The sequence below is a fragment of the Pseudomonas sp. H1_D05 genome (assembly GCF_054682705.1).
The window spans coordinates 3351546-3370929 of the sequence record NZ_CP162825.1 but is presented as its reverse complement, the minus strand read 5'-3'; the positions used below and the strand labels follow the sequence as shown (position 1 = coordinate 3370929).

16 protein-coding genes are annotated in these 19384 nt (G+C 60.5%); 9 read left to right on the top strand and 7 right to left on the bottom strand.

Translation table 11 applies throughout. From position 1 onward, the window contains the following. Positions 1–36 precede the first annotated feature (36 nt). A complete protein-coding gene (bglX, locus tag AB4O11_RS15170) occupies positions 37–2328 on the top strand; it encodes a beta-glucosidase BglX (protein WP_460127340.1) in 2292 nt (763 codons plus the stop codon). 132 nt (positions 2329–2460) lie between these two features. Here bglX and AB4O11_RS15165 read toward each other — a convergent pair whose 3' ends face one another. From AB4O11_RS15165 to AB4O11_RS15145, 5 genes are all read right to left on the bottom strand, one after another. Beyond that, a complete protein-coding gene (locus tag AB4O11_RS15165; protein WP_460127338.1) occupies positions 2461–3618 on the bottom strand; it encodes a phospholipase D-like domain-containing protein in 1158 nt (385 codons plus the stop codon). Between the two features lies 1 nt (position 3619). Next, positions 3620–4210, bottom strand: a complete 591-nt coding sequence (locus tag AB4O11_RS15160; protein WP_460090080.1) for a YceI family protein — start codon at positions 4208–4210, stop codon at positions 3620–3622. A 183-nt stretch (positions 4211–4393) separates the two neighbouring features. Further along, entirely contained in the window at positions 4394–4690 is a 297-nt protein-coding gene (locus AB4O11_RS15155) for an amidase (RefSeq protein WP_460127336.1), read from the bottom strand. Beyond that, the gene (locus AB4O11_RS15150; protein ID WP_460127334.1) at positions 4687–5760 is read right to left on the bottom strand and encodes a serine hydrolase domain-containing protein; all 1074 of its coding nucleotides are present in this window, start codon (positions 5758–5760) and stop codon (positions 4687–4689) included. Before AB4O11_RS15150 ends, AB4O11_RS15155 begins: the two co-directional genes overlap by 4 nt. Before the next feature lie 167 nt (positions 5761–5927). Further along, entirely contained in the window at positions 5928–6806 is an 879-nt protein-coding gene (locus AB4O11_RS15145) for an acyl-CoA dehydrogenase middle domain-containing protein (RefSeq protein WP_093438595.1), read from the bottom strand. A gap of 153 nt (positions 6807–6959) precedes the next feature. Here AB4O11_RS15145 and olsB point away from each other — a divergent pair, with 153 nt between their 5' ends. Both olsB and AB4O11_RS15135 read left to right on the top strand, forming a co-directional pair. Next, positions 6960–7715 (top strand): L-ornithine N(alpha)-acyltransferase, encoded by a 756-nt coding sequence (gene olsB / locus AB4O11_RS15140; RefSeq protein WP_093438600.1) that lies wholly within the window; start codon positions 6960–6962, stop codon positions 7713–7715. Then, on the top strand, positions 7715–8509 hold the full coding sequence (locus AB4O11_RS15135) for a lysophospholipid acyltransferase family protein (protein WP_460127332.1): 795 nt from the start codon (positions 7715–7717) through the stop codon (positions 8507–8509). The genes olsB and AB4O11_RS15135 overlap by 1 nt, the downstream gene beginning before the upstream one ends. A 112-nt stretch (positions 8510–8621) precedes the next feature. On the opposite strand, the gene AB4O11_RS15130 is transcribed toward AB4O11_RS15135, so the two are convergent. Further along, complete coding sequence (locus AB4O11_RS15130; RefSeq protein WP_116254501.1) at positions 8622–9200, bottom strand: ACP phosphodiesterase; 579 nt, start codon at positions 9198–9200, stop codon at positions 8622–8624. Between the two features lie 170 nt (positions 9201–9370). On the opposite strand from AB4O11_RS15130, the gene AB4O11_RS15125 reads away from it, so the two are divergent. From AB4O11_RS15125 to AB4O11_RS15115, 3 genes are read left to right on the top strand one after another with little or no spacing between them, the layout of a single operon-like run. Next, positions 9371–9673 carry an ArsR/SmtB family transcription factor gene (locus AB4O11_RS15125; RefSeq protein WP_007917068.1) on the top strand — a complete coding sequence of 101 codons (303 nt, stop codon included), beginning with the start codon at positions 9371–9373 and terminating at the stop codon, positions 9671–9673. A gap of 34 nt (positions 9674–9707) precedes the next feature. Further along, on the top strand, positions 9708–10874 hold the full coding sequence (locus AB4O11_RS15120) for an MFS transporter (protein ID WP_007917078.1): 1167 nt from the start codon (positions 9708–9710) through the stop codon (positions 10872–10874). A 27-nt stretch (positions 10875–10901) separates the two neighbouring features. After that, positions 10902–11951, top strand: coding sequence for an alkene reductase (locus AB4O11_RS15115; protein ID WP_460098004.1), 1050 nt, complete (start codon positions 10902–10904; stop codon positions 11949–11951). Positions 11952–12334: 383 nt separating this feature from the next. Here the strand turns inward: AB4O11_RS15115 and emhR are convergent, their stop codons facing one another. Continuing rightward, a complete protein-coding gene (gene emhR, locus AB4O11_RS15110; RefSeq protein WP_016982806.1) occupies positions 12335–12967 on the bottom strand; it encodes an efflux system transcriptional repressor EmhR in 633 nt (210 codons plus the stop codon). Positions 12968–13233: 266 nt separating this feature from the next. Between emhR and AB4O11_RS15105 the strand changes: the two genes are divergently transcribed. The 3 genes from AB4O11_RS15105 to emhC are packed head-to-tail and all read left to right on the top strand — an operon-like array spanning position 13234 to position 19001. Next, positions 13234–14391, top strand: coding sequence for an efflux RND transporter periplasmic adaptor subunit (locus AB4O11_RS15105; protein ID WP_460127330.1), 1158 nt, complete (start codon positions 13234–13236; stop codon positions 14389–14391). Positions 14392–14394: 3 nt separating this feature from the next. Next, positions 14395–17544: an efflux RND transporter permease subunit EmhB gene (emhB, locus tag AB4O11_RS15100; protein ID WP_257357284.1), complete on the top strand. Its 3150-nt coding sequence runs from the start codon at positions 14395–14397 to the stop codon at positions 17542–17544. Beyond that, complete coding sequence (gene emhC / locus AB4O11_RS15095; RefSeq protein WP_093438633.1) at positions 17541–19001, top strand: efflux RND transporter outer membrane subunit EmhC; 1461 nt, start codon at positions 17541–17543, stop codon at positions 18999–19001. The genes emhB and emhC overlap by 4 nt, the downstream gene beginning before the upstream one ends. The last annotated feature ends 383 nt before the right edge of the window (positions 19002–19384 follow it).

Sequence of the window (19384 nt, the reverse complement as noted above, 5' to 3'; positions counted from 1 at the left end):
GTTGCATTGCCGCTTGGGCCCTTGAGAAAACTATTCATGAAGAAGCTGTGTTTGCTGGGTCTGTTCGTCAGCCTGGCCAGTCATCAAGTATTGGCCGCCACGACCCCGGTACCCCTGGAAAACAAGGACGCGTTCATCAGCAACCTGATGAAGCAAATGACCCTCGACGAGAAGATCGGCCAGTTGCGCCTGATCAGCATCGGCCCGGAAATGCCCCGTGAGCTGATCCGCAAAGAGATCGCCGCCGGCAACATCGGCGGCACGTTCAACTCGATCACCCGTCCGGAAAACCGGCCGATGCAGGATGCTGCCATGCGCAGTCGCCTGAAGATTCCGATGTTTTTCGCGTACGACGTGATCCACGGTCACCGTACGATTTTCCCGATTCCACTGGCCCTCGCCTCGAGCTGGGACATGGACGCCATCGGCCAGTCCGGGCGCGTTGCCGCCAAGGAAGCCGCCGCCGACAGTCTCGACATCACCTTCGCGCCGATGGTCGACATCTCTCGCGACCCGCGCTGGGGCCGCAGCTCCGAAGGCTTCGGTGAAGACACCTACCTGACTTCACGCATTGCCGGCGTCATGGTGCGCGCCTATCAGGGCGCCACCCCGAGCGCGGCCGACAGCATCATGGCCAGCGTCAAGCACTTCGCCCTGTACGGCGCGGTCGAGGGCGGTCGCGACTACAACACCGTCGACATGAGCCCGGTGAAGATGTACCAGGATTATCTGCCGCCGTACCGCGCCGCGATTGATGCCGGCGCCGGCGGTGTGATGGTCGCGTTGAACTCGATCAACGGCATTCCGGCCACGGCCAACACCTGGCTGATGAATGATCTGCTGCGCAAAGACTGGGGCTTCAAGGGCTTGGCGGTTAGCGACCACGGCGCAATCTTCGAACTGATCAAGCACGGCGTCGCCCGCGACGGTCGTGAAGCGGCGAAGCTGGCGATCAAGGCCGGTATCGACATGAGCATGAACGACACCCTGTACGGCAAAGAACTGCCGGGGCTGCTCAAGTCCGGCGAGATCGAACAGAAAGACATCGACAACGCCGTGCGTGAAGTGCTCGCGGCCAAGTACGACATGGGCCTGTTCAAGGACCCGTACCTGCGCATCGGCAAGGCTGAAGACGATCCGGCCGACACCTACGCCGAGAGCCGTCTGCACCGCGCCGAGGCCCGTGAAGTGGCGCGTCGCAGCTTGGTTTTGTTGAAGAACCAGAACGAAACCCTGCCGCTGAAGAAAGACGCGAAAGTCGCACTGGTCGGTCCGTTGGCCAAAGCACCGATCGACATGATGGGCAGCTGGGCCGCAGCGGGTAGACCTGCGCAATCGGTGACCCTGTTCGATGGCATGAGTTCGGTGATCGGCGACAAGGCGAACCTGATCTACGCCCGTGGCGCCAACATCACCAGCGACAAGAAGGTGCTCGACTACCTGAACTTCCTCAACTTCGATGCGCCGGAAGTGGTCGACGATCCGCGACCGGCCAACGTGCTGATCGACGAAGCGGTGAAAGCCGCCAAGGACGCTGACGTGATCGTTGCCGCCGTCGGCGAATCCCGTGGCATGTCCCACGAATCCTCCAGCCGCACCGACCTGAACATTCCGGAAAACCAGCGTGAGCTCATCCGTGCGCTGAAAGCCACCGGCAAACCGCTGGTATTGGTGCTGATGAACGGCCGCCCACTGACCCTTCTCGAAGAGAACCAGTCGGCTGACGCGATTCTGGAAACCTGGTTCAGCGGCACCGAGGGCGGCAACGCCATCGCTGACGTGCTGTTCGGCGACTACAACCCGTCGGGCAAACTGCCGGTGACCTTCCCGCGCTCCGTGGGCCAGATCCCGACCTACTACAACCACCTGAGCATTGGCCGGCCGTTCACGCCGGGCAAACCGGGCAACTACACCTCGCAGTATTTCGATGACACGACCGGGCCGCTGTTCCCGTTCGGTTATGGCCTGAGCTACACCCAATTCGCCCTCAGCGACATGGCGCTGTCGTCGACCACCCTGAACGCCACCGGCAAACTCGACGCCAGCGTCATGGTCAAGAACACCGGCAAGCGTGACGGCGAAACCGTGGTGCAGTTGTACGTTCAGGACGTCACCGGCTCGATGATCCGCCCGGTGAAGGAACTGAAGAACTTCCAGAAAATCATGCTCAAGGCCGGTGAACAGAAAGTCGTGCACTTCACCATCAGCGAGGATGACCTGAAGTTCTACAACGCCCAGCTCAAGTACGCGGCGGAGCCTGGCAAGTTCAACGTGCAGATCGGCCTGGATTCCCAGGACGTGACGCAGCAGAGCTTTGAATTGCTGTAACCGGTTTTTGCTCGGCTGATCGTTCCCACGCTCCGCGTGGGAATGCCTCAAGGGACGCTCCGCGTCCAGTGACGCGGAGCGTCACGGGCTGCATTCCCACGCAGAGCGTGGGAACGATCATCAGGTGAGCGGTTATCCGCGGCGGTCGAGGATGTTGACCACCACCCGATCCACCCAGCCCCACACCCGCTGCTTCACCCGCCGCCACAACGGCCGGCGCTGCCACTCCTCCAGACTCACCTGCTGACTCAGCCCGAAGTCCTTCAGAAAACTCGCCTGCACCGCTGCCGTCAACGACGGGTCCAGCGCCTCCAGATTTGCCTCCAGATTGAAGCGCAGGTTCCAGTGATCGAAGTTGCACGAACCGATGCTCACCCAATCGTCAACCAGCACCATTTTCAAGTGCAGGAAGCACGGCTGGTACTCGAAGATCTGCACCCCGGCCTTGAGCAGTCGCGGGTAGTAGCGATGCCCGGCGTAACGCACCGACGGATGATCGGTGCGCGGCCCGGTCAGCAGTAGCCGCACATCGACTCCGCGCGCCGCTGCCTTGCGCAGGGAGCGGCGGATTTTCCAGGTCGGCAGGAAATACGGTGTGGCCATCCAGATGCGTTTTTGCCCGCTGTTCAAAGCGCGAAACAGCGATTGCAGAATGTCGCGATGTTGGCGGGCGTCGGCGTACGCCACTCGGCCCATGCCCTCGCCCTTGTCCGGCACCCGTGGTAACCGTGGCAAGCCGAAATGCGCGGCCGGGCGCCAAGCGCGGCGATAGCGATTGGCGATCCACTGGCGATCAAACAGCAATTGCCAGTCGATCACCAGCGGGCCGCTGATCTCGACCATCACTTCGTGCCACTCGCTGGTGTCGTGCCCCGGTGTCCAGAACTCATCGGTGACACCGGTGCCGCCAACCACCGCCAGACGCTGATCGACCAGCAGCAACTTGCGATGATCACGATAGAAATTACCGACCCAGCGCCGCCAGTTCAGCCGATTGTAGAAACGCAGTTCAACGCCGGCGTGTGTCAGGCGCTGGCGCAGATTGAGAGTAAACGCCAGGCTGCCGTAATCGTCGAACAGGCAACGCACGCGCACGCCACGCTCGGCGGCCAGCACCAGCGCTTGCACGATGGTTTCGGCGCAAGCGCCGGCCTCGACCAGATACAACTCGAGTTCGATCTGCTCCTGAGCGCCAGCAATCTGCTCAAGCATGCGCGGGAAGAATTGCGGACCATCGATCAACAGTTCGAAGTGGTTGCCATCGCGCCACGGAAACACCGCGCCGCGCATGTCAGCGCGCCGTGAAAATCAGCACCGCACCCACCGGTACCGACAGACTGATGGCCGACAGATCGGCAAGTTTGCGCAGGCTTTCCAGCCCCGGCACGAGATCGAAATCCTCGGCGTTGATCACCAGCGGCTCCAGGGTGACCACTTGAAAACGCCGGTCATCGAGGCGCGTCGCCAGCAGCTCAGCGGGGTATTCGTGTTGCTTGCCGTGCAGGTTGACGGTCAGCGGCAGACGCAATTCCAGCTGCGCACCGGGGGCCAGATCGTTGATTGGGCGCAGGTCGATCTGGGTGGTGATGGTCGCTTCGGGGAATTGCTCGATCTGGAACAGCTCCTTGCGCATGCGCTCGTCACGCAGCGGGATGCCACTGTTGATCGAATCCATCTCGACTTCGACTTCGGCGCGACCGTTGGGGTCGACCTTGCCGTGCAGCACCAGAAAGCGTTGCACTTCGGAAATATGGGTGTTTTTCGTGCTGACAAACGACAGCCGCGACGACTCGCCGTCCAGATACCAATTGGCCTGCGCCGGCAATGCGACGGTGGCGAGCAGCAGACTGGACAGGGTTGCACAGAGAGAGCGGTTGAACATTGAACACTCGTGGGGCTGATAAACCTGCACGAACCTTAACCGCACACGCTGTTATTGCAAACTGAAGATCACACCCGGTGGGAGCGAGCCTGCTCGCGAAGACGTCATCTGCCTCAACAGACAAGGTGCGCCTGCTATTGCATTCGCGAGCAGGCTCGCTCCCACAAAAACAATCGGGTGTTTTCAGGGATTCAGGCGACAGCCTTGCCGTTCGCTTTGCCACTGGGCGCGATTGCTGCGGCCCATGCCGCTGACCGTGATGGTTTTGTTGGTGCTGTCATCGGTGAATTGGCTGGTCGGCAGCCATTGTTTTACATAGCCACGACAATACTCGGCGTCGTTGTTCATCACGTAACGACAGGAACAATATTCCTTGGCGGTATAGGCGCTGATGATGTCGGGGAAGGCCCACAGATTTTCGCGCTCGTAGACGATCCAGCCGAGCAGCAGGACCAGCATTAACAGGAATAAGCGCTTCATGGCCGCACCGCCTTCAGCACGTGTTTGAGCAGTTCGTTATGGCTGTAGCTGCCGTCGCGGTCATCGGCGTAACGCACGATCAGCAGTTTTTCACTGGGGATCACGTAGAGTGCCTGGCCCCAATGCCCGAGGGCGGCAAACGTGTCGGGCGGTGCAGCGGGCCATGGCGATTCAGCGCCATCGGCTGGACGATTGAGCCACCATTGGCCGCCGGGCAGGGCTTCGTCCTGATGGGCTTTGTAACTGGCGAAGGGAGTGCGGCTGAACGCCACCCACTCCTTGGGCAATAACTGCCGATCATGCCAGCGCCCGTCACGAGCCATCAGCAAACCGACCCGCGCCAGATCCCGCGCGGTCAGGTAGGCATAAGAGGAAGCGACAAACGTGCCGTTGGCATCGGTCTCCCACACGGCGTGGCGGATGCCCAACGGTTCGAACAACGCCGTCCACGGATAATCCGGATAACGCTGCGGGCCGACGATATTTTTCAACGCCGCCGCGAGCAGGTTGCTGTCGCCGCTGGAATAACGGAAGGCCTGCCCCGGTTCGGCGTAAGCATCGTGATCGGCGGTGAACGCGGCCATGTCGCGCTGGCCCCGGGTGTAGAGCATCGCCACCACCGAGGATTTCAGTGGCGCGTATTCGTAGTCTTCCTGCCAGTCGATACCGGAGGCCCAGTGCAGCAGATCGGCGATTTTGATGGCCGGGTGTTGTTCCAGCGGCGGGTAAAACTGCACGGCCGGGTCTTGGAGTTTGAACAGGCCTTCGCCGTACGCCACACCGAGGACGGTGGCCATCAGGCTTTTGCTGATCGACCAGGTCAGGTGCGGGGTTTGTTCGGTGGTCGGGCCGGCGTAGCGTTCGTAGATGATCTGGCCGTCGCGGATGATCAACAAGGCGTCGGTGCGGATGCCTTGGCGGGTTGTGTCGTCGCGGGGTGGGAAGGCGTAATTCTCCAGCGCTCCGGTATCGGTGATCGTCGTGCCGATTGGCCATGCTTCACCGGGCCATTGTTCGGCCTGAACGGTGAAGCTGATCAGCAGCAGAAACAGCGACAGGCCTTTGCGCATGGTGAGGGCTCTGGGAATGAACCTGCTGAGACTAGCCGGGGTTTATGACAGATGTGTGGGGATGCTGAGGCCGCCTTCGCGAGCAAGCTCGCTCCCACAGTTGACCGAGTTCCTTCAGTTGGAATGCCATCAAACTGTGGGAGCGAGCTTGCTCGCGAAGAGGCCAGTCAAGCCTGCGCCAAAGCCTTGGCCAGACGCTTGGCCCGAGCACCCGCCGCCAACTGCATCACGCCTTGATCGCGTTGCCACATCTGCGCCCACTCTGCCGGACCGTCAGCCAACGCTTGACTCACTTCCCCCTCCAGCGCCTCAAACTGCGCAAACAACCCAGCCAGCAACACATGCCCGGCGGGATTGTTCGGCGGTTGCCGACTCGCCTCCGCACACCCGGCCAACAGCGCCAGCAAGCGCAATTGCAGCGCCTGCGGCCAGTCACTGTCCTGGCCGACGCCAAACAGCCACGCGGTCATCGCGCTGAGTACATAAACATCTTCCAACGTACGAAACGGTTTGACGTAAGCGTCCCAACCATCGCCGGCCAACAACTCGCACAACGCGTTATCAAGCTGCAGCCGACCATGGCTGATGTCAGGCATCAACGGCAGCGCCGGCAGCTTCTCCACGGTCACGCCGGGTTCGCCGGGATACACCACCGCCAGACTCAGGCGCGGCGATTCACCGGATTCTTCACTGCGCGCGGCGATCAGCAACCAGTCCGCCGCATCGCCGGCGGTGACAAAATCCTTGCGTCCGCTCAGACGTAAATCCGTCAACCGTGTCTGCATGTCCGCCGGACGCAAACTGCGCTGTTCGGTCGCACACAACGCACCGAGGCTCAGCGGTGCACTCGGCCACAACATGCGCAATGCCGCCTGATAACCGACCAGAAACGCCAGCCCCGGCGTCGCCATCCGCCGCCCGCCCGCGACCGCCAATTCGAATGGGGTGACGTTGCCTAGTTGCTGCAACAACGTCGCGAAACCCTCGGCCAGGTCAGCAACGGCGGGCAATCGTTCACGGCGGTGCAGCAGATCTGGCCAGGGCATAAGAGGCTCCTTGTGGGCTGTCATATAAGCATCACCGAACGTTCATGGCGATGACACCGGGGCTACATAGCCTGACTTTGCACAACACGGCTGCATAAAGAAAGTCGATCGGCTGCAACCCACGACGGGTTAAAGGCCCGTACGGAGATTCACATGACTCAGATCGCCCGCATCAGCGACACCGGCAATGAACGCCGCCTGCAAGCCGAACGCCTGATCGGCGCCGAGGCCTTGCAGCAAGCCCAGGCCTTGCGCTTCAACGTCTTCAGCGGCGAGTTCAACGCCAAACTGAAAGGCGCGGAACTGGGTCTGGACATGGATGATTATGATGTTCACTGCAGCCACATCGGCGTGCGTGACTTGAACACCGGCCGTTTGGTCGCGACCACGCGTCTGCTCGATCACACCGCTGCCAGCAGCCTCGGCAAGTTTTACAGCGAAGAAGAATTCAGCCTGCACGGCCTGACGCATCTGCAAGGCCCGATCCTCGAAATCGGTCGCACCTGCGTCGACCCGGCCTATCGTAACGGCGGCACCATTGCGGTGTTGTGGGGCGAATTGGCCGAAGTATTGAATCAGGGCGGTTACAGCTACTTGATGGGTTGCGCGAGCATTCCGATGCAAGACGGCGGCATCCAGGCCCACGCGATCATGCAGCGTTTGCGTGAACGCTATCTGTGCACCGAACACCTGCGCGCCGAACCGAAAAATCCGCTGCCGACGCTGGATATCCCTTCCAACGTGATCGCCGAAATGCCGCCGCTGCTCAAGGCCTACATGCGCCTGGGCGCGAAGATCTGCGGTGAGCCGTGCTGGGACGAAGACTTCCAGGTCGCCGACGTGTTCATCCTGCTCAAGCGCGACGAACTCTGCCCGCGCTACGCCAAGCACTTCAAGGCGGCCGTGTGATGAGCCGGCTGCGCGTGTACGCGCGGATCGCGCGGGTGCTGCTGGTGGTGGCGCTGGGCTTGACCATGGCCACTGTCTTTGGCGTGTTTGAACGGATTGGCCTGGCGCATTCGATGGAACGGCGTCAGCGCTGGTCGCGCTTCTTCATGGCGCGCCTGAGCAATGCCCTGCCCTTTCGCGTGACGGTTCACGGTGAGCTGCCGAAACAGCCGATGCTGTGGGTCAGCAATCATGTGTCGTGGACCGACATTCCGCTGCTCGGCATGCTCACGCCGCTGTCGTTTCTGTCCAAGGCCGAAGTGCGCACCTGGCCAGTGGCCGGTTGGCTCGCGGCGAAGGCTGGCAGCCTGTTCATCCGTCGCGGTTCGGGCGACAGCCAGTTGATCCGCAAGCAGATGACCCGTCACCTGCAAACCGATCATGCCTTGCTGATGTTCCCGGAAGGCACCACCACCGATGGGCGCTCGCTGCGTACCTTTCATGGTCGCTTGCTGGCGGCGGCGATTGATTCCGAGGTGATGCTGCAACCGGTGGCGATCCGTTATCTGCGTGATGGCGAGATCGATGCGCTGGCGCCGTTCATTGGTGACGATGATCTGCTATCGCACCTGATGCGCCTGTTCAGCAATGATTGCGGCGATGTCAAAGTGCATCTGCTCAAGCCGATTGCCTGTCAGGGGCGTGAGCGTGCGGCGTTGGCATTCGAGGCACAGCAGGCGGTGCAGAAGGCGTTGTTTGGTGAGGTGGCGAAACCGGCCGAACCGCGTCGCGCAGGCGAATTGATTGCAGCCTGAAAACACACATCCCCCCTGTGGGAGCGAGCTTGCTCGCGAAAGCGGTATGTCATTCAAAGTTGATGTTGGCTGACACGACGCCTTCGCGAGCAAGCTCGCTCCCACATTGGTTTTATGTCATTGACGGATTTTGTGCGAAGTCCTGGAGTTGTGGGTAGAACAAGCGGAAGTCTTCACTCAGCGGCTCATACAACCGCCGCAATTCCTCCATCGCCCCCGCCAGCTCTTCCGGCCGGCTCAGCCGCCGCGAGATCCCGCGCAACACCTGCTCCAGCACTTCAAATTCCTGATACGAACCCAACCAGTCATTGGCGACCATGTGCGGGGCGATCTTCGCCAATCGCTCGGGCAGTTGCCGTTCGCGGGTCAGCACCCGATACACATCAGCGGTGAAAACCTCCAGCGGCTGATCGGCATACAACCGCCAGTCCCGGGCCAGGCAATGATCGAAAAACACGTCGAGGACGATCCCGGCATAACGCCGCCTCGTATCGGAAAACCGCCCCAACGCAACGTCCACCAACGGATGACGATCGGTAAACACGTCAATCCGCCGATGCAATTGAATGGCCGCCTCGACCTCCGGCGCAAACTGCCCTTGCAGCCGACCTTTGACGAAATCGCCATACAGACTGCCGAGCAGTTGCCCGGGGCGCTGGCCACCGAGGTGTAAATGTGCGAGATAGTTCATGGGCGCAGCTTAGCACTGCGACCCGCAATCCATACACCATCGTATCGTTATAACGCGATATACCAATTTATGCTGACGTCAGATCAAAATCATATTGGTGTATCGCGATCTAACGATTTATATTTCGCTACATCGCGATATAGCGTTGTACACATTGTGAGCACCCTGCCATGAACCTCGACCTCGACGAAATAATAAAAGCCCTGGCGCATCCAGTACGGCGAGACATCCTCAACTGGCTGAAAGACCCGAAGAACGAATTTCCGGAACAGTTGCACAACCACGAGTACGGCATTTGCGCCGGGCAGATCGATCAGCGCTGCGGCCTGTCGCAGTCGACTGTTTCGGCACACCTCGCAACGTTGCAACGCGCCGGCCTGATCAGCAGCCAGAAGGCCGGTCAATGGCACTTTTTCAAACGTAACGAGGACGTGATCCAGGCGTTCCTCAGCACCCTCAGTAAAGAGCTCTGACCCTTAACGTCAGCCAGCCGACAAGGAAACCTGCATGCCCCTCTCGCTACTCATCCTCGCCTTGAGCGCCTTCGCCATCGGCACCACCGAGTTCGTCATCATGGGCCTGCTGCCCAATGTGGCGGCCGACCTCGGTGTGTCGATCCCCGGCGCCGGTTGGCTGGTGACCGGTTACGCACTCGGCGTGGCCATCGGTGCGCCGTTCATGGCCATGGCCACCGCCAAACTGCCGCGTAAAGCGGCGCTGGTGGCGTTGATGGGCATTTTTATTGTCGGCAACCTGCTGTGTGCGATTGCCAGTGATTACAACGTGCTGATGTTTGCCCGGGTGATCACCGCGCTGTGCCACGGTGCGTTCTTCGGCATCGGTTCGGTGGTGGCGGCCAATCTGGTGCCGGCCAACAAGCGAGCGTCGGCGGTGGCGTTGATGTTCACCGGTCTGACCCTGGCCAACGTCCTCGGTGTGCCGCTGGGCACTGCGCTGGGTCAGCAATACGGCTGGCGCTCGACCTTCTGGGCGGTGACCGTCATCGGTGTGATTGCGCTGATCGGCCTGATCCGCTTCCTGCCGGCCAAGCGTGACGAAGAAAAACTCGACATGCGCGCCGAACTCGCCGCCCTCAAAGGTGCCGGGATCTGGCTGTCGCTGAGCATGACTGCACTCTTCGCCGCATCCGTCTTCACTCTGTTCACCTACGTCGCCCCGCTGCTCGGCGAAGTCACCGGTGTGTCGCCCCGTGGCGTGACCTGGACGCTGATGCTGATCGGCCTGGGCCTGACCGTCGGCAACATCATCGGCGGCAAACTCGCCGACAAGGGCATGGCCGCCACGCTGATCGGCGTGTTCATCGCCATGGCCGTGGTTTCCACCGTGCTGACCTGGACCAGCGTTGCGCTGATCCCGACTGAAATCACTCTGTTCCTCTGGGCCACCGCGTGTTTCGCCGCCGTGCCGGCGCTGCAAGTCAACGTGGTGACCTTCGGCAAAGCCGCACCGAACCTGGTTTCGACCCTGAACATCGGTGCCTTCAACGTCGGCAACGCCCTCGGCGCCTGGGTCGGCGGCAGCGTCATCGCCCACGGCTACGGCCTGACCAGCGTGCCACTCGCGGCGGCGGCTCTGGCCGTGCTCGCCCTGCTGGTGACCCTGATTACTTTCCGCCAGAACGGCAATGCCGATCTGGCCCCTGCTACCAACTGATTAACTTTCACTACGAGGGTTGTAGACATGGCAACTATTTTTGATCCGATCAAACTCGGCGACGTCGAACTGGCCAACCGCATCATCATGGCCCCACTGACCCGCTGCCGCGCCGACGAAGGCCGCGTACCGAACGCGCTGATGGCTGAATACTACGTACAGCGCGCGTCCGCTGGCCTGATCCTCAGCGAAGCCACTTCGGTAACGCCAATGGGCGTCGGCTACCCGGACACCCCGGGCATCTGGTCCAACGATCAAGTGCGTGGCTGGGCCAACGTGACCAAAGCGATTCACGCTGCTGGCGGCAAGATATTCCTGCAGCTGTGGCACGTGGGCCGTATCTCCCACGAGTCGTACCTCAACGGTGAAGCGCCGGTGGCACCGAGCGCGATCCAGCCTAAAGGTCACGTCAGCCTGGTGCGCCCACTGGCCGACTACCCAACCCCGCGTGCACTGGAAACTGCTGAAATCGCCGACATCGTCGACGCTTACCGCACCGGTGCCGAGAACGCCAAAGCCGCCGGTTTCGACGGCGTGGAAATCCACGGCGCCAACGGTTACCTGCTCGACCAGTTCCTGCAAAGCAGCACCAACCAGCGCACCGACAACTACGGTGGCTCACTGGAAAACCGTGCACGTCTGCTGCTGGAAGTGACAGATGCGGCGATCGAAGTCTGGGGCGCTGGTCGCGTTGGTGTGCACTTGGCACCGCGCGCTGACTCCCATGACATGGGCGATGACAACCTGGCGGAAACCTTCACCTACGTCGCACGTGAACTGGGCAAGCGCGGCATCGCGTTCATCTGCTCCCGCGAGAAAGAAGGCGCCGACAGCCTCGGCCCGCAATTGAAAGAAGCGTTCGGCGGCCCTTACATCGCCAACGAACGCTTCACCAAGGACAGCGCTAATGAGTGGCTGGCCAGCGGCAAGGCTGATGCCGTGGCATTTGGTGTGCCGTTCATTGCCAATCCGGATCTGCCGGCTCGTTTGAAGGCGGATGCGCCGTTGAATGATGCGCGTCCGGAGTTGTTCTACGGTAAAGGGCCGGTCGGTTATATCGACTATCCAGCGCTGTAACAGGCAACACGCAGAAACGCAAAAGCCCCCGACTTGTGAGAGTTGGGGGCTTTTTTTGTGTTCGCCGGAAGATTGATTGCGCTTTTTAGTACGCAGCCCCTCACCCCAGCCCTCTCCCTAGGGAGAGGGAGCCGATATTTGTGCTTTTCAAATCTGGAGTTCGACCTGATATCTCAGGTCGGCGTATCTCGCAAGAACACCTCGGTCAGTCCCCTCTACCTCTGGGAGAGGGTTAGGGTGAGGGCAAGCGGCTCACACTCATTCACACAGAAGACACAAATTCCCTACAAAATGCGTAGCTCGCTACGTTTAAACTCCCCCCGCTGCGAAGCGATATAAAGGCAGGCCAATTGACATAAGCGGTGTCAATTACGCATTTTGTTTCATTTGCGCAGGCTGGGACTCAGGCGCAGCATGTCCAACCCTGTATCGACCCAACGCTCGGCCTCGGCATGCAACTCAAAGCTGTCCGGCGCCAGAAGCCATCCATACAGAAGGCCATCGATATAGCTGTGAATACTGATGGCCGCGCGGGCGGTGTCGAGATCTTCCGGCAACTGGCCGCGATTGACCGCATTACGCAACGTCAGAGCGATGCGCTCGTTGCAATCGAGACTGACGTCCCGGCGCTGCTGGCGCAAATCGCACATTTCATCGGTGAACTCGCACTTATGAAACAGAATTTCGTTGATCCGCCGGGTTTTCGGGTCCAGCGCAACTTGATGAAACAAATGAATCAGCAGTTGGCGCATGCAGCCCAACGGATCGAGTTCATCTTCACTTTCGCTGGCCCTGGCCAATTCATCCAGCGGCTCACGCAGCGAATCCAGCATGGCCTGGACCAGATCGGCCTTGTTACTGAAATGCCAGTAAATAGCACCGCGTGTGACCCCGGCCATTGTCGCGATATCGGCCAGCGTCGTACGAGCGACGCCCCTTTCATAAAAGGCTTTCTCCGCCGCTTCCAGGATCTGGCTACGGGTTTCTTGAGCTTCCTCTTTGGTACGACGGACCATGACAGTAAAACCTCAAACAGGATGTTTCAGGGATGGCTGAATATCCGCTGAATAAAGAGGGGGCGATCTCTCACGGATCTGCTCCCCGGCCTACAATTTCAAACCTTGCGACGAGTTTTGTAACAGGGTGGGTACGTGGCAAAGGTGTTTACAAACAACCATGAACGTAAGTATATTCCTTAGCAAGCTACTTATCCACCCGGTACCCAATTTTTACCCTTCCACACTTCTTGTGCGCTTTTCGCGCGCCTGACCCGAGGATCTTCATGCAATTCAAGCCAGCTGTTACCGCTCTGGTCACTGCCGTCGCCCTGGCATCGCTGCTCAGCGGATGTAAAAAGGAAGAAGCGGCACCGGCCGCTCCACCGCCTCAGGTCGGCGTCGTCACCCTGCAACCACAAGCGTTTACCCTCACCTCCGAACTGCCGGGCCGCACCAGTGCGTACCGCATCGCGGAAGTTCGACCGCAGGTCAACGGCATCATTCTCAAGCGTCTGTTCAAGGAAGGCGGCGATGTCAAAGCCGGCCAGCAGCTGTATCAGATCGATCCGTCGGTCTATGAAGCGACCCTGAAAAGCGCCGAAGCCAACCTGCGTTCGACCAAGTCGATCTCTGACCGCTACAAGCAACTGGTCGATGAGCAGGCCGTGAGCCGCCAGGAATACGACACCGCCGTGTCCAACCGCATGGAATCGGAAGCGTCGCTGCAGAGCGCGCAGATCAACGTGCGTTACACCAAGGTGTACGCGCCGATCTCCGGTCGTATCGGCCGTTCTTCGGTGACCGAAGGTGCGCTGGTCAGCAATGGTCAGACCGACGCGATGGCGACCATTCAACAACTGGACCCGATCTACGTCGACGTCACCCAGTCCTCGGTTGAACTGCTGGAATTGCGCCGCGAGCTGGAAAGCGGTCGTCTGCAGAAGTCCGGCGAAAACTCGGCAGCGGTCAAACTGACCCTGGAAGACGGCAGCCAGTACAAGCTCGACGGTAAGCTGGAATTCTCCGAAGTCACGGTCGACCCGACTACCGGTTCCGTGACCCTGCGCGCGGTGTTCCCGAACCCGGATCACACCCTGCTGCCAGGCATGTTCGTTCGCGCCCAGTTGCAGGCTGGCGTCAACGCTGCGGCCATTCTGGCGCCGCAACAAGGCGTGACCCGTGACCTCAAAGGCACCCCGACCGCACTGGTCGTCGGCGCCGACAACAAGGTCGAACTGCGTCAGCTCAAGGCCAGCCGCACCGTCGGCAGCCAGTGGCTGATCGAAGATGGCCTGAAGGCTGGCGATCGTCTGATCACCGAAGGGCTGCAATACGTGCGCCCAGGTGTTCAGGTCAATCCGACCGAAGCGACCAACGTTGGCAAAAAGAACCCGGCACCCGCTCAGGCAGCTGACAAAGCCGCCGGCGGCAAAGGGGAGTAATCCATGTCAAAATTCTTCATCGACCGTCCGATTTTCGCCTGGGTAATTGCCCTGGTGATCATGTTGGTCGGGGCACTTTCGATCCTGAAATTGCCGATCAACCAGTACCCGAGCATTGCGCCACCGGCCATTGCGATCTCCGTGACCTACCCGGGCGCTTCGGCGCAAACCGTGCAGGACACCGTGGTCCAGGTGATCGAGCAGCAGCTCAACGGTATCGACAACCTGCGTTATGTGTCCTCGGAAAGTAACTCCGACGGCAGCATGACCATCACCGCGACCTTCGAGCAAGGCACCAACTCCGACACCGCGCAGGTACAGGTTCAGAACAAGCTGAACCTCGCCACCCCGCTGTTGCCGCAGGAAGTGCAGCAACAAGGTATCCGCGTGACCAAGGCAGTGAAAAACTTTCTCTTGGTCATCGGCGTGGTCTCGCGTGACGGCAGCATGACCAAGGACGACTTGTCCAACTACATCGTGTCGAACATGCAGGACCCGATCTCGCGGACTGCCGGTGTCGGTGACTTCCAGGTCTTCGGTGCCCAGTACGCGATGCGCATCTGGCTCGACCCGGCCAAATTGAACAAGTACAACCTGACCCCGGGCGATGTCAGCACCGCGATCTCGGCGCAGAACGTCCAGGTGTCCTCCGGTCAGCTCGGCGGTTTGCCGGCGCTGCCAGGCCAGCAACTGAACGCCACGATCATCGGCAAAACGCGTCTGCAGACGGCCGAGCAGTTCAAGGCGATTCTGCTGAAGGTCAACCAGGACGGCTCGCAAGTGCGTGTCGGCGACGTCGCTGACGTCGGTCTGGGCGGTGAAAACTCCAGCATTTCTGCGCAGTTCAACGGCAGCCCGGCTTCTGGTCTGGCGGTAAAACTGGCCAACGGTGCCAACGCCCTCGACACCGCCAAGGCGCTGCGCAAGACGATTGACGACCTCAAGCCGTTCTTCCCGCAAGGCATGGAAGTGGTATTCCCGTACGACACCACTCCGGTGGTGACCGAGTCGATCAAAGGTGTGGTTGAAACCCTGGTCGAAGCGATCGTGCTGGTGTTCCTGGTGATGTTCCTGTTCCTGCAGAACTTCCGCGCCACGGTCATCACCACGATGACGGTGCCGGTGGTATTGCTCGGTACGTTCGGCATCCTCGCGGCCTTCGGTTTCAGCATCAACACCCTGACCATGTTCGGTATGGTGCTGGCCATCGGTTTGCTGGTGGACGACGCCATCGTCGTGGTGGAAAACGTCGAGCGGGTGATGAGCGAAGAAGGCTTGTCACCGAAGGAAGCGACCAAAAAGTCCATGGGCCAGATCCAGGGCGCACTGGTCGGTATTGCGCTGGTGCTGTCGGCGGTACTGCTGCCGATGGCGTTCTTCAGCGGCTCCACCGGTGTGATCTACAAGCAGTTCTCGATCACCATCGTCTCGGCCATGGCCCTGTCGGTGATGGTGGCGCTGATCTTCACCCCGGCCCTTTGCGCGACCATGCTCAAGGCGATTCCGAAAGGTGAGCACGGCACGCCGAAAAAAGGTTTCTTTGGCTGGTTCAACCGCAATTTCGATCGCGGTGTGCAGAGCTACGAGCGCGGTGTCGGCAACATGCTGTCGCGCAAAGCACCGTACCTGCTGGCCTATCTGCTGATCGTGGTCGGCATGATCTGGCTGTTCACCCGCATTCCAACCGCGTTCCTGCCGGAAGAAGACCAGGGCGTACTGTTCGCCCAAGTCCAGACCCCGGCCGGTTCGAGTGCCGAGCGTACTCAGGTGGTGATCGACGAAATGCGCAGCTACCTGCTGGATAAAGAAGCAGGCGCAGTGTCCTCGGTGTTCACCGTAAACGGCTTCAACTTCGCCGGTCGCGGTCAGAGCTCTGGCCTGGCGTTCATCATGCTCAAGCCGTGGGATGAGCGTAACGCGGACAACAGCGTGTTTGCCCTGGCCCAACGTGCCCAGCAACACTTCTTCACTTTCCGCGATGCCATGGTGTTCGCTTTCGCCCCGCCTGCGGTACTGGAGTTGGGTAACGCCACCGGTTTCGACGTGTTCCTGCAAGACCGCGCCGGTATCGGTCACGACAAGCTGATGGAAGCGCGTAACCAGTTCCTCGGCCTCGCCGCTCAGAGCAAGGTGCTCTATCAGGTGCGTCCGAACGGCCTCAACGATGAACCGCAATACCATCTGGAAATCGACGACGAGAAAGCCCAGGCCCTTGGCTTGAGCCTCACCGACATCAACAGCACGCTGTCGATCTCCTTCGGTAGTAGCTACGTCAACGACTTCATCGATCGTGGTCGTGTGAAGAAGGTTTACGTACAAGGTCAGGCCGGTGCTCGCATGAGCCCTGAAGACCTGAAGAAATGGTACGTGCGCAACAACGCCGGGACCATGGTGCCGTTCTCCGCCTTCGCCAAAGGCGAGTGGATCTACGGTTCGCCGAAGCTGGCCCGTTACAACGGCGTAGAAGCGATGGAAGTGCTCGGCTCTCCGGCGCCGGGTTATTCCACCGGTGAAGCGATGGCCGAAGTCGAAGCGATTGCCAAGAAGCTGCCGGCCGGTGTCGGTATCTCCTGGACCGGTCTGTCCTATGAGGAACGTCTGTCGGGTTCGCAAGCACCGGCGCTGTACGCCCTGTCGCTGCTGATGGTGTTCCTGTGTCTGGCGGCGCTGTACGAGAGCTGGTCGATTCCGATCGCGGTTATGCTCGTGGTGCCGCTGGGGATCATCGGTGCGCTGCTGGCCACCAGCCTGCGTGGGCTGTCCAACGACGTGTACTTCCAGGTGGGGCTGTTGACGACCATCGGTCTGGCGGCTAAAAACGCCATTCTGATCGTCGAGTTCGCCAAGGAACTGCATGAACAGGGACGCAGCCTGCGTGATGCGGCAATCGAGGCCTGCCGCATGCGTCTGCGACCGATCATCATGACCTCGCTGGCCTTCGTCCTCGGTGTTGTACCGTTGGCGATTTCCACTGGCGCAGGTTCAGGCAGTCAACATGCGATCGGTACCGGCGTGATTGGCGGTATGCTCACGGCCACGATCCTGGCGATCTTCTGGGTCCCACTGTTCTTCGTTACGGTTTCGTCCATCGGCCAGCGTAAGATCGCTGACGAGGATGAAACGACTGAAACTCCTAAAGAGGCTGGCCAATGAGCAAGTCGCTACTCTCCATCGCAGTCGCCGCCTTCGTGCTGAGCGGTTGCTCGCTGATACCTGATTATCAGCAGCCTGAGGCTCCGGTCGCAGGTCAGTACCCGCAGGGGCCGGCCTATTCGCCGGCCCAGGCACCGGCACAAGCCGCTGCCGAGCAAGGCTGGAAGCAGTTTTTCCATGACCCGGCGCTGCAACAGCTGATCCAGGTGTCCCTGGAAAACAACCGCGACCTGCGTGTCGCGGCGCTGAACATCGACGCTTACGCGGCTCAATACCGCATCCAGCGTGCCGATCTGTTCCCGGCGGTATCGGCCAATGCCAGCGGCAGCCGTCAGCGTGTTCCGGCCCGTGCCTCGCAAACCGGCGAGTCGAGCATCACCAGCTCCTACTCCGCCACTGTCGGCATCAGCGCCTACGAACTCGACCTGTTCGGTCGCGTTCGCAGCCTGAGCGAACAAGCGCTGCAACAATACTTCGCCACCGAAGAAGCACGCCGCAGCACCCAGATCAGTCTGGTCGCCAGCGTCGCCAATGCTTACCTGACCTGGCAAGCGGACAAGGAACTGCTCAAGCTGACCCAGGACACCCTCGGTGCCTTCGAAGAAAGCTACAAGCTGACCAGCCGCAGCAACGAAGTCGGTGTGGCTTCGGCACTGGACCTGGCCCAGTCGCGCACCTCGGTCGAGAACGCTCGTGCACAACTGGCGCGTTACACCCGCCAGGTGGCGCAGGACGAAAACAGTCTGACCCTGCTGCTCGGCACTGGTATCCCGGCTAATCTGCAAACGGCCAAACCGCTGTCCGATGACCTGCTCAGCGACGTCCCGGCCGGTCTGCCTTCGGATCTGCTGCAACGTCGTCCGGACATTCTGCAAGCCGAGTACAACCTGAAAGCGGCCAACGCCAACATTGGCGCGGCCCGTGCCGCGTTCTTCCCGAGCATCAGCCTGACCGCCAACGCGGGCAGCCTGAGTCCGGACCTGTCCGGCCTGTTCAAGGGTGGTTCGGGGACGTGGTTGTTCCAGCCGCAGATCAACCTGCCGATCTTCAACGCCGGCAGCCTGCGCGCCAGCCTCGACTACGCCAAGATCCAGAAGGACATTGGCGTGGCGAACTACGAGAAGTCCATTCAAACGGCCTTCCAGGAAGTCGCCGACGGCCTCGCCGCCCGCCAGACCTACACCGAGCAGCTGCAAGCGCAGCGTGACTTCGTCGCGGCCAACCAGGATTACTACCGCCTGGCCGAACGTCGCTACCGCATCGGCGTCGACAGCAACCTGACGTTCCTCGATGCCCAGCGTCAGCTGTTCAGCGCGCAACAAGCGCTGATCACCGACCGCCTCGCGCAGCTGACCAGTGCGGTCAACCTGTACAAGGCCTTGGGCGGTGGCTGGAATGCGCAAACCGCGCAGAACGAACCGCTGAAAGAAGAAGCACCGAAGATGAAGTTGTTCTGATCATCGGCTGAATACAAGGAGCCCACCGATTGGTGGGCTTTTTGTTGCCTGGCAGAAAGGTGTGTTGTCTGGGCTGGCCCATTCGCGAGCAAGCTCGCTCCCACAGGGGAACGCATTCCAAATGTGGGAGCGAGCTTGCTCGCGAAGAGGCCCTCACAGACACCATAAAACCCAACTGAATCTTGCGTTCGATAATCGCCCAAAACCCGCTTTTACCAATTGAATCAAAACATCCGCGCCCCGCACCATTCGCTCCACAAAACCAATAACAACAGGTTCGACACCATGCTCCCGCGCCCTGCCCCGTCCGGCTGATTGCCGTCGTTTCACCTCTGAACACTTTTCATGTCTGCACCCCGAAAACCGGTGTCAGCGCACCTGTT

What these genes read in the sequence shown, in the direction of transcription:
- bglX (WP_460127340.1), top strand. Translation starts at nt 37, where the DNA reads ATGAAGAAGCTGTGTTTGCTGGGTCTGTTCGTCAGCCTGGCCAGTCAT.
- AB4O11_RS15165 (WP_460127338.1), bottom strand. Translation starts at nt 3,618, where the DNA reads ATGCGCGGCGCGGTGTTTCCGTGGCGCGATGGCAACCACTTCGAACTG.
- AB4O11_RS15160 (WP_460090080.1), bottom strand. Translation starts at nt 4,210, where the DNA reads ATGTTCAACCGCTCTCTCTGTGCAACCCTGTCCAGTCTGCTGCTCGCC.
- AB4O11_RS15155 (WP_460127336.1), bottom strand. Translation starts at nt 4,690, where the DNA reads ATGAAGCGCTTATTCCTGTTAATGCTGGTCCTGCTGCTCGGCTGGATC.
- AB4O11_RS15150 (WP_460127334.1), bottom strand. Translation starts at nt 5,760, where the DNA reads ATGCGCAAAGGCCTGTCGCTGTTTCTGCTGCTGATCAGCTTCACCGTT.
- AB4O11_RS15145 (WP_093438595.1), bottom strand. Translation starts at nt 6,806, where the DNA reads ATGCCCTGGCCAGATCTGCTGCACCGCCGTGAACGATTGCCCGCCGTT.
- olsB (WP_093438600.1), top strand. Translation starts at nt 6,960, where the DNA reads ATGACTCAGATCGCCCGCATCAGCGACACCGGCAATGAACGCCGCCTG.
- AB4O11_RS15135 (WP_460127332.1), top strand. Translation starts at nt 7,715, where the DNA reads ATGAGCCGGCTGCGCGTGTACGCGCGGATCGCGCGGGTGCTGCTGGTG.
- AB4O11_RS15130 (WP_116254501.1), bottom strand. Translation starts at nt 9,200, where the DNA reads ATGAACTATCTCGCACATTTACACCTCGGTGGCCAGCGCCCCGGGCAA.
- AB4O11_RS15125 (WP_007917068.1), top strand. Translation starts at nt 9,371, where the DNA reads ATGAACCTCGACCTCGACGAAATAATAAAAGCCCTGGCGCATCCAGTA.
- AB4O11_RS15120 (WP_007917078.1), top strand. Translation starts at nt 9,708, where the DNA reads ATGCCCCTCTCGCTACTCATCCTCGCCTTGAGCGCCTTCGCCATCGGC.
- AB4O11_RS15115 (WP_460098004.1), top strand. Translation starts at nt 10,902, where the DNA reads ATGGCAACTATTTTTGATCCGATCAAACTCGGCGACGTCGAACTGGCC.
- emhR (WP_016982806.1), bottom strand. Translation starts at nt 12,967, where the DNA reads ATGGTCCGTCGTACCAAAGAGGAAGCTCAAGAAACCCGTAGCCAGATC.
- AB4O11_RS15105 (WP_460127330.1), top strand. Translation starts at nt 13,234, where the DNA reads ATGCAATTCAAGCCAGCTGTTACCGCTCTGGTCACTGCCGTCGCCCTG.
- emhB (WP_257357284.1), top strand. Translation starts at nt 14,395, where the DNA reads ATGTCAAAATTCTTCATCGACCGTCCGATTTTCGCCTGGGTAATTGCC.
- emhC (WP_093438633.1), top strand. Translation starts at nt 17,541, where the DNA reads ATGAGCAAGTCGCTACTCTCCATCGCAGTCGCCGCCTTCGTGCTGAGC.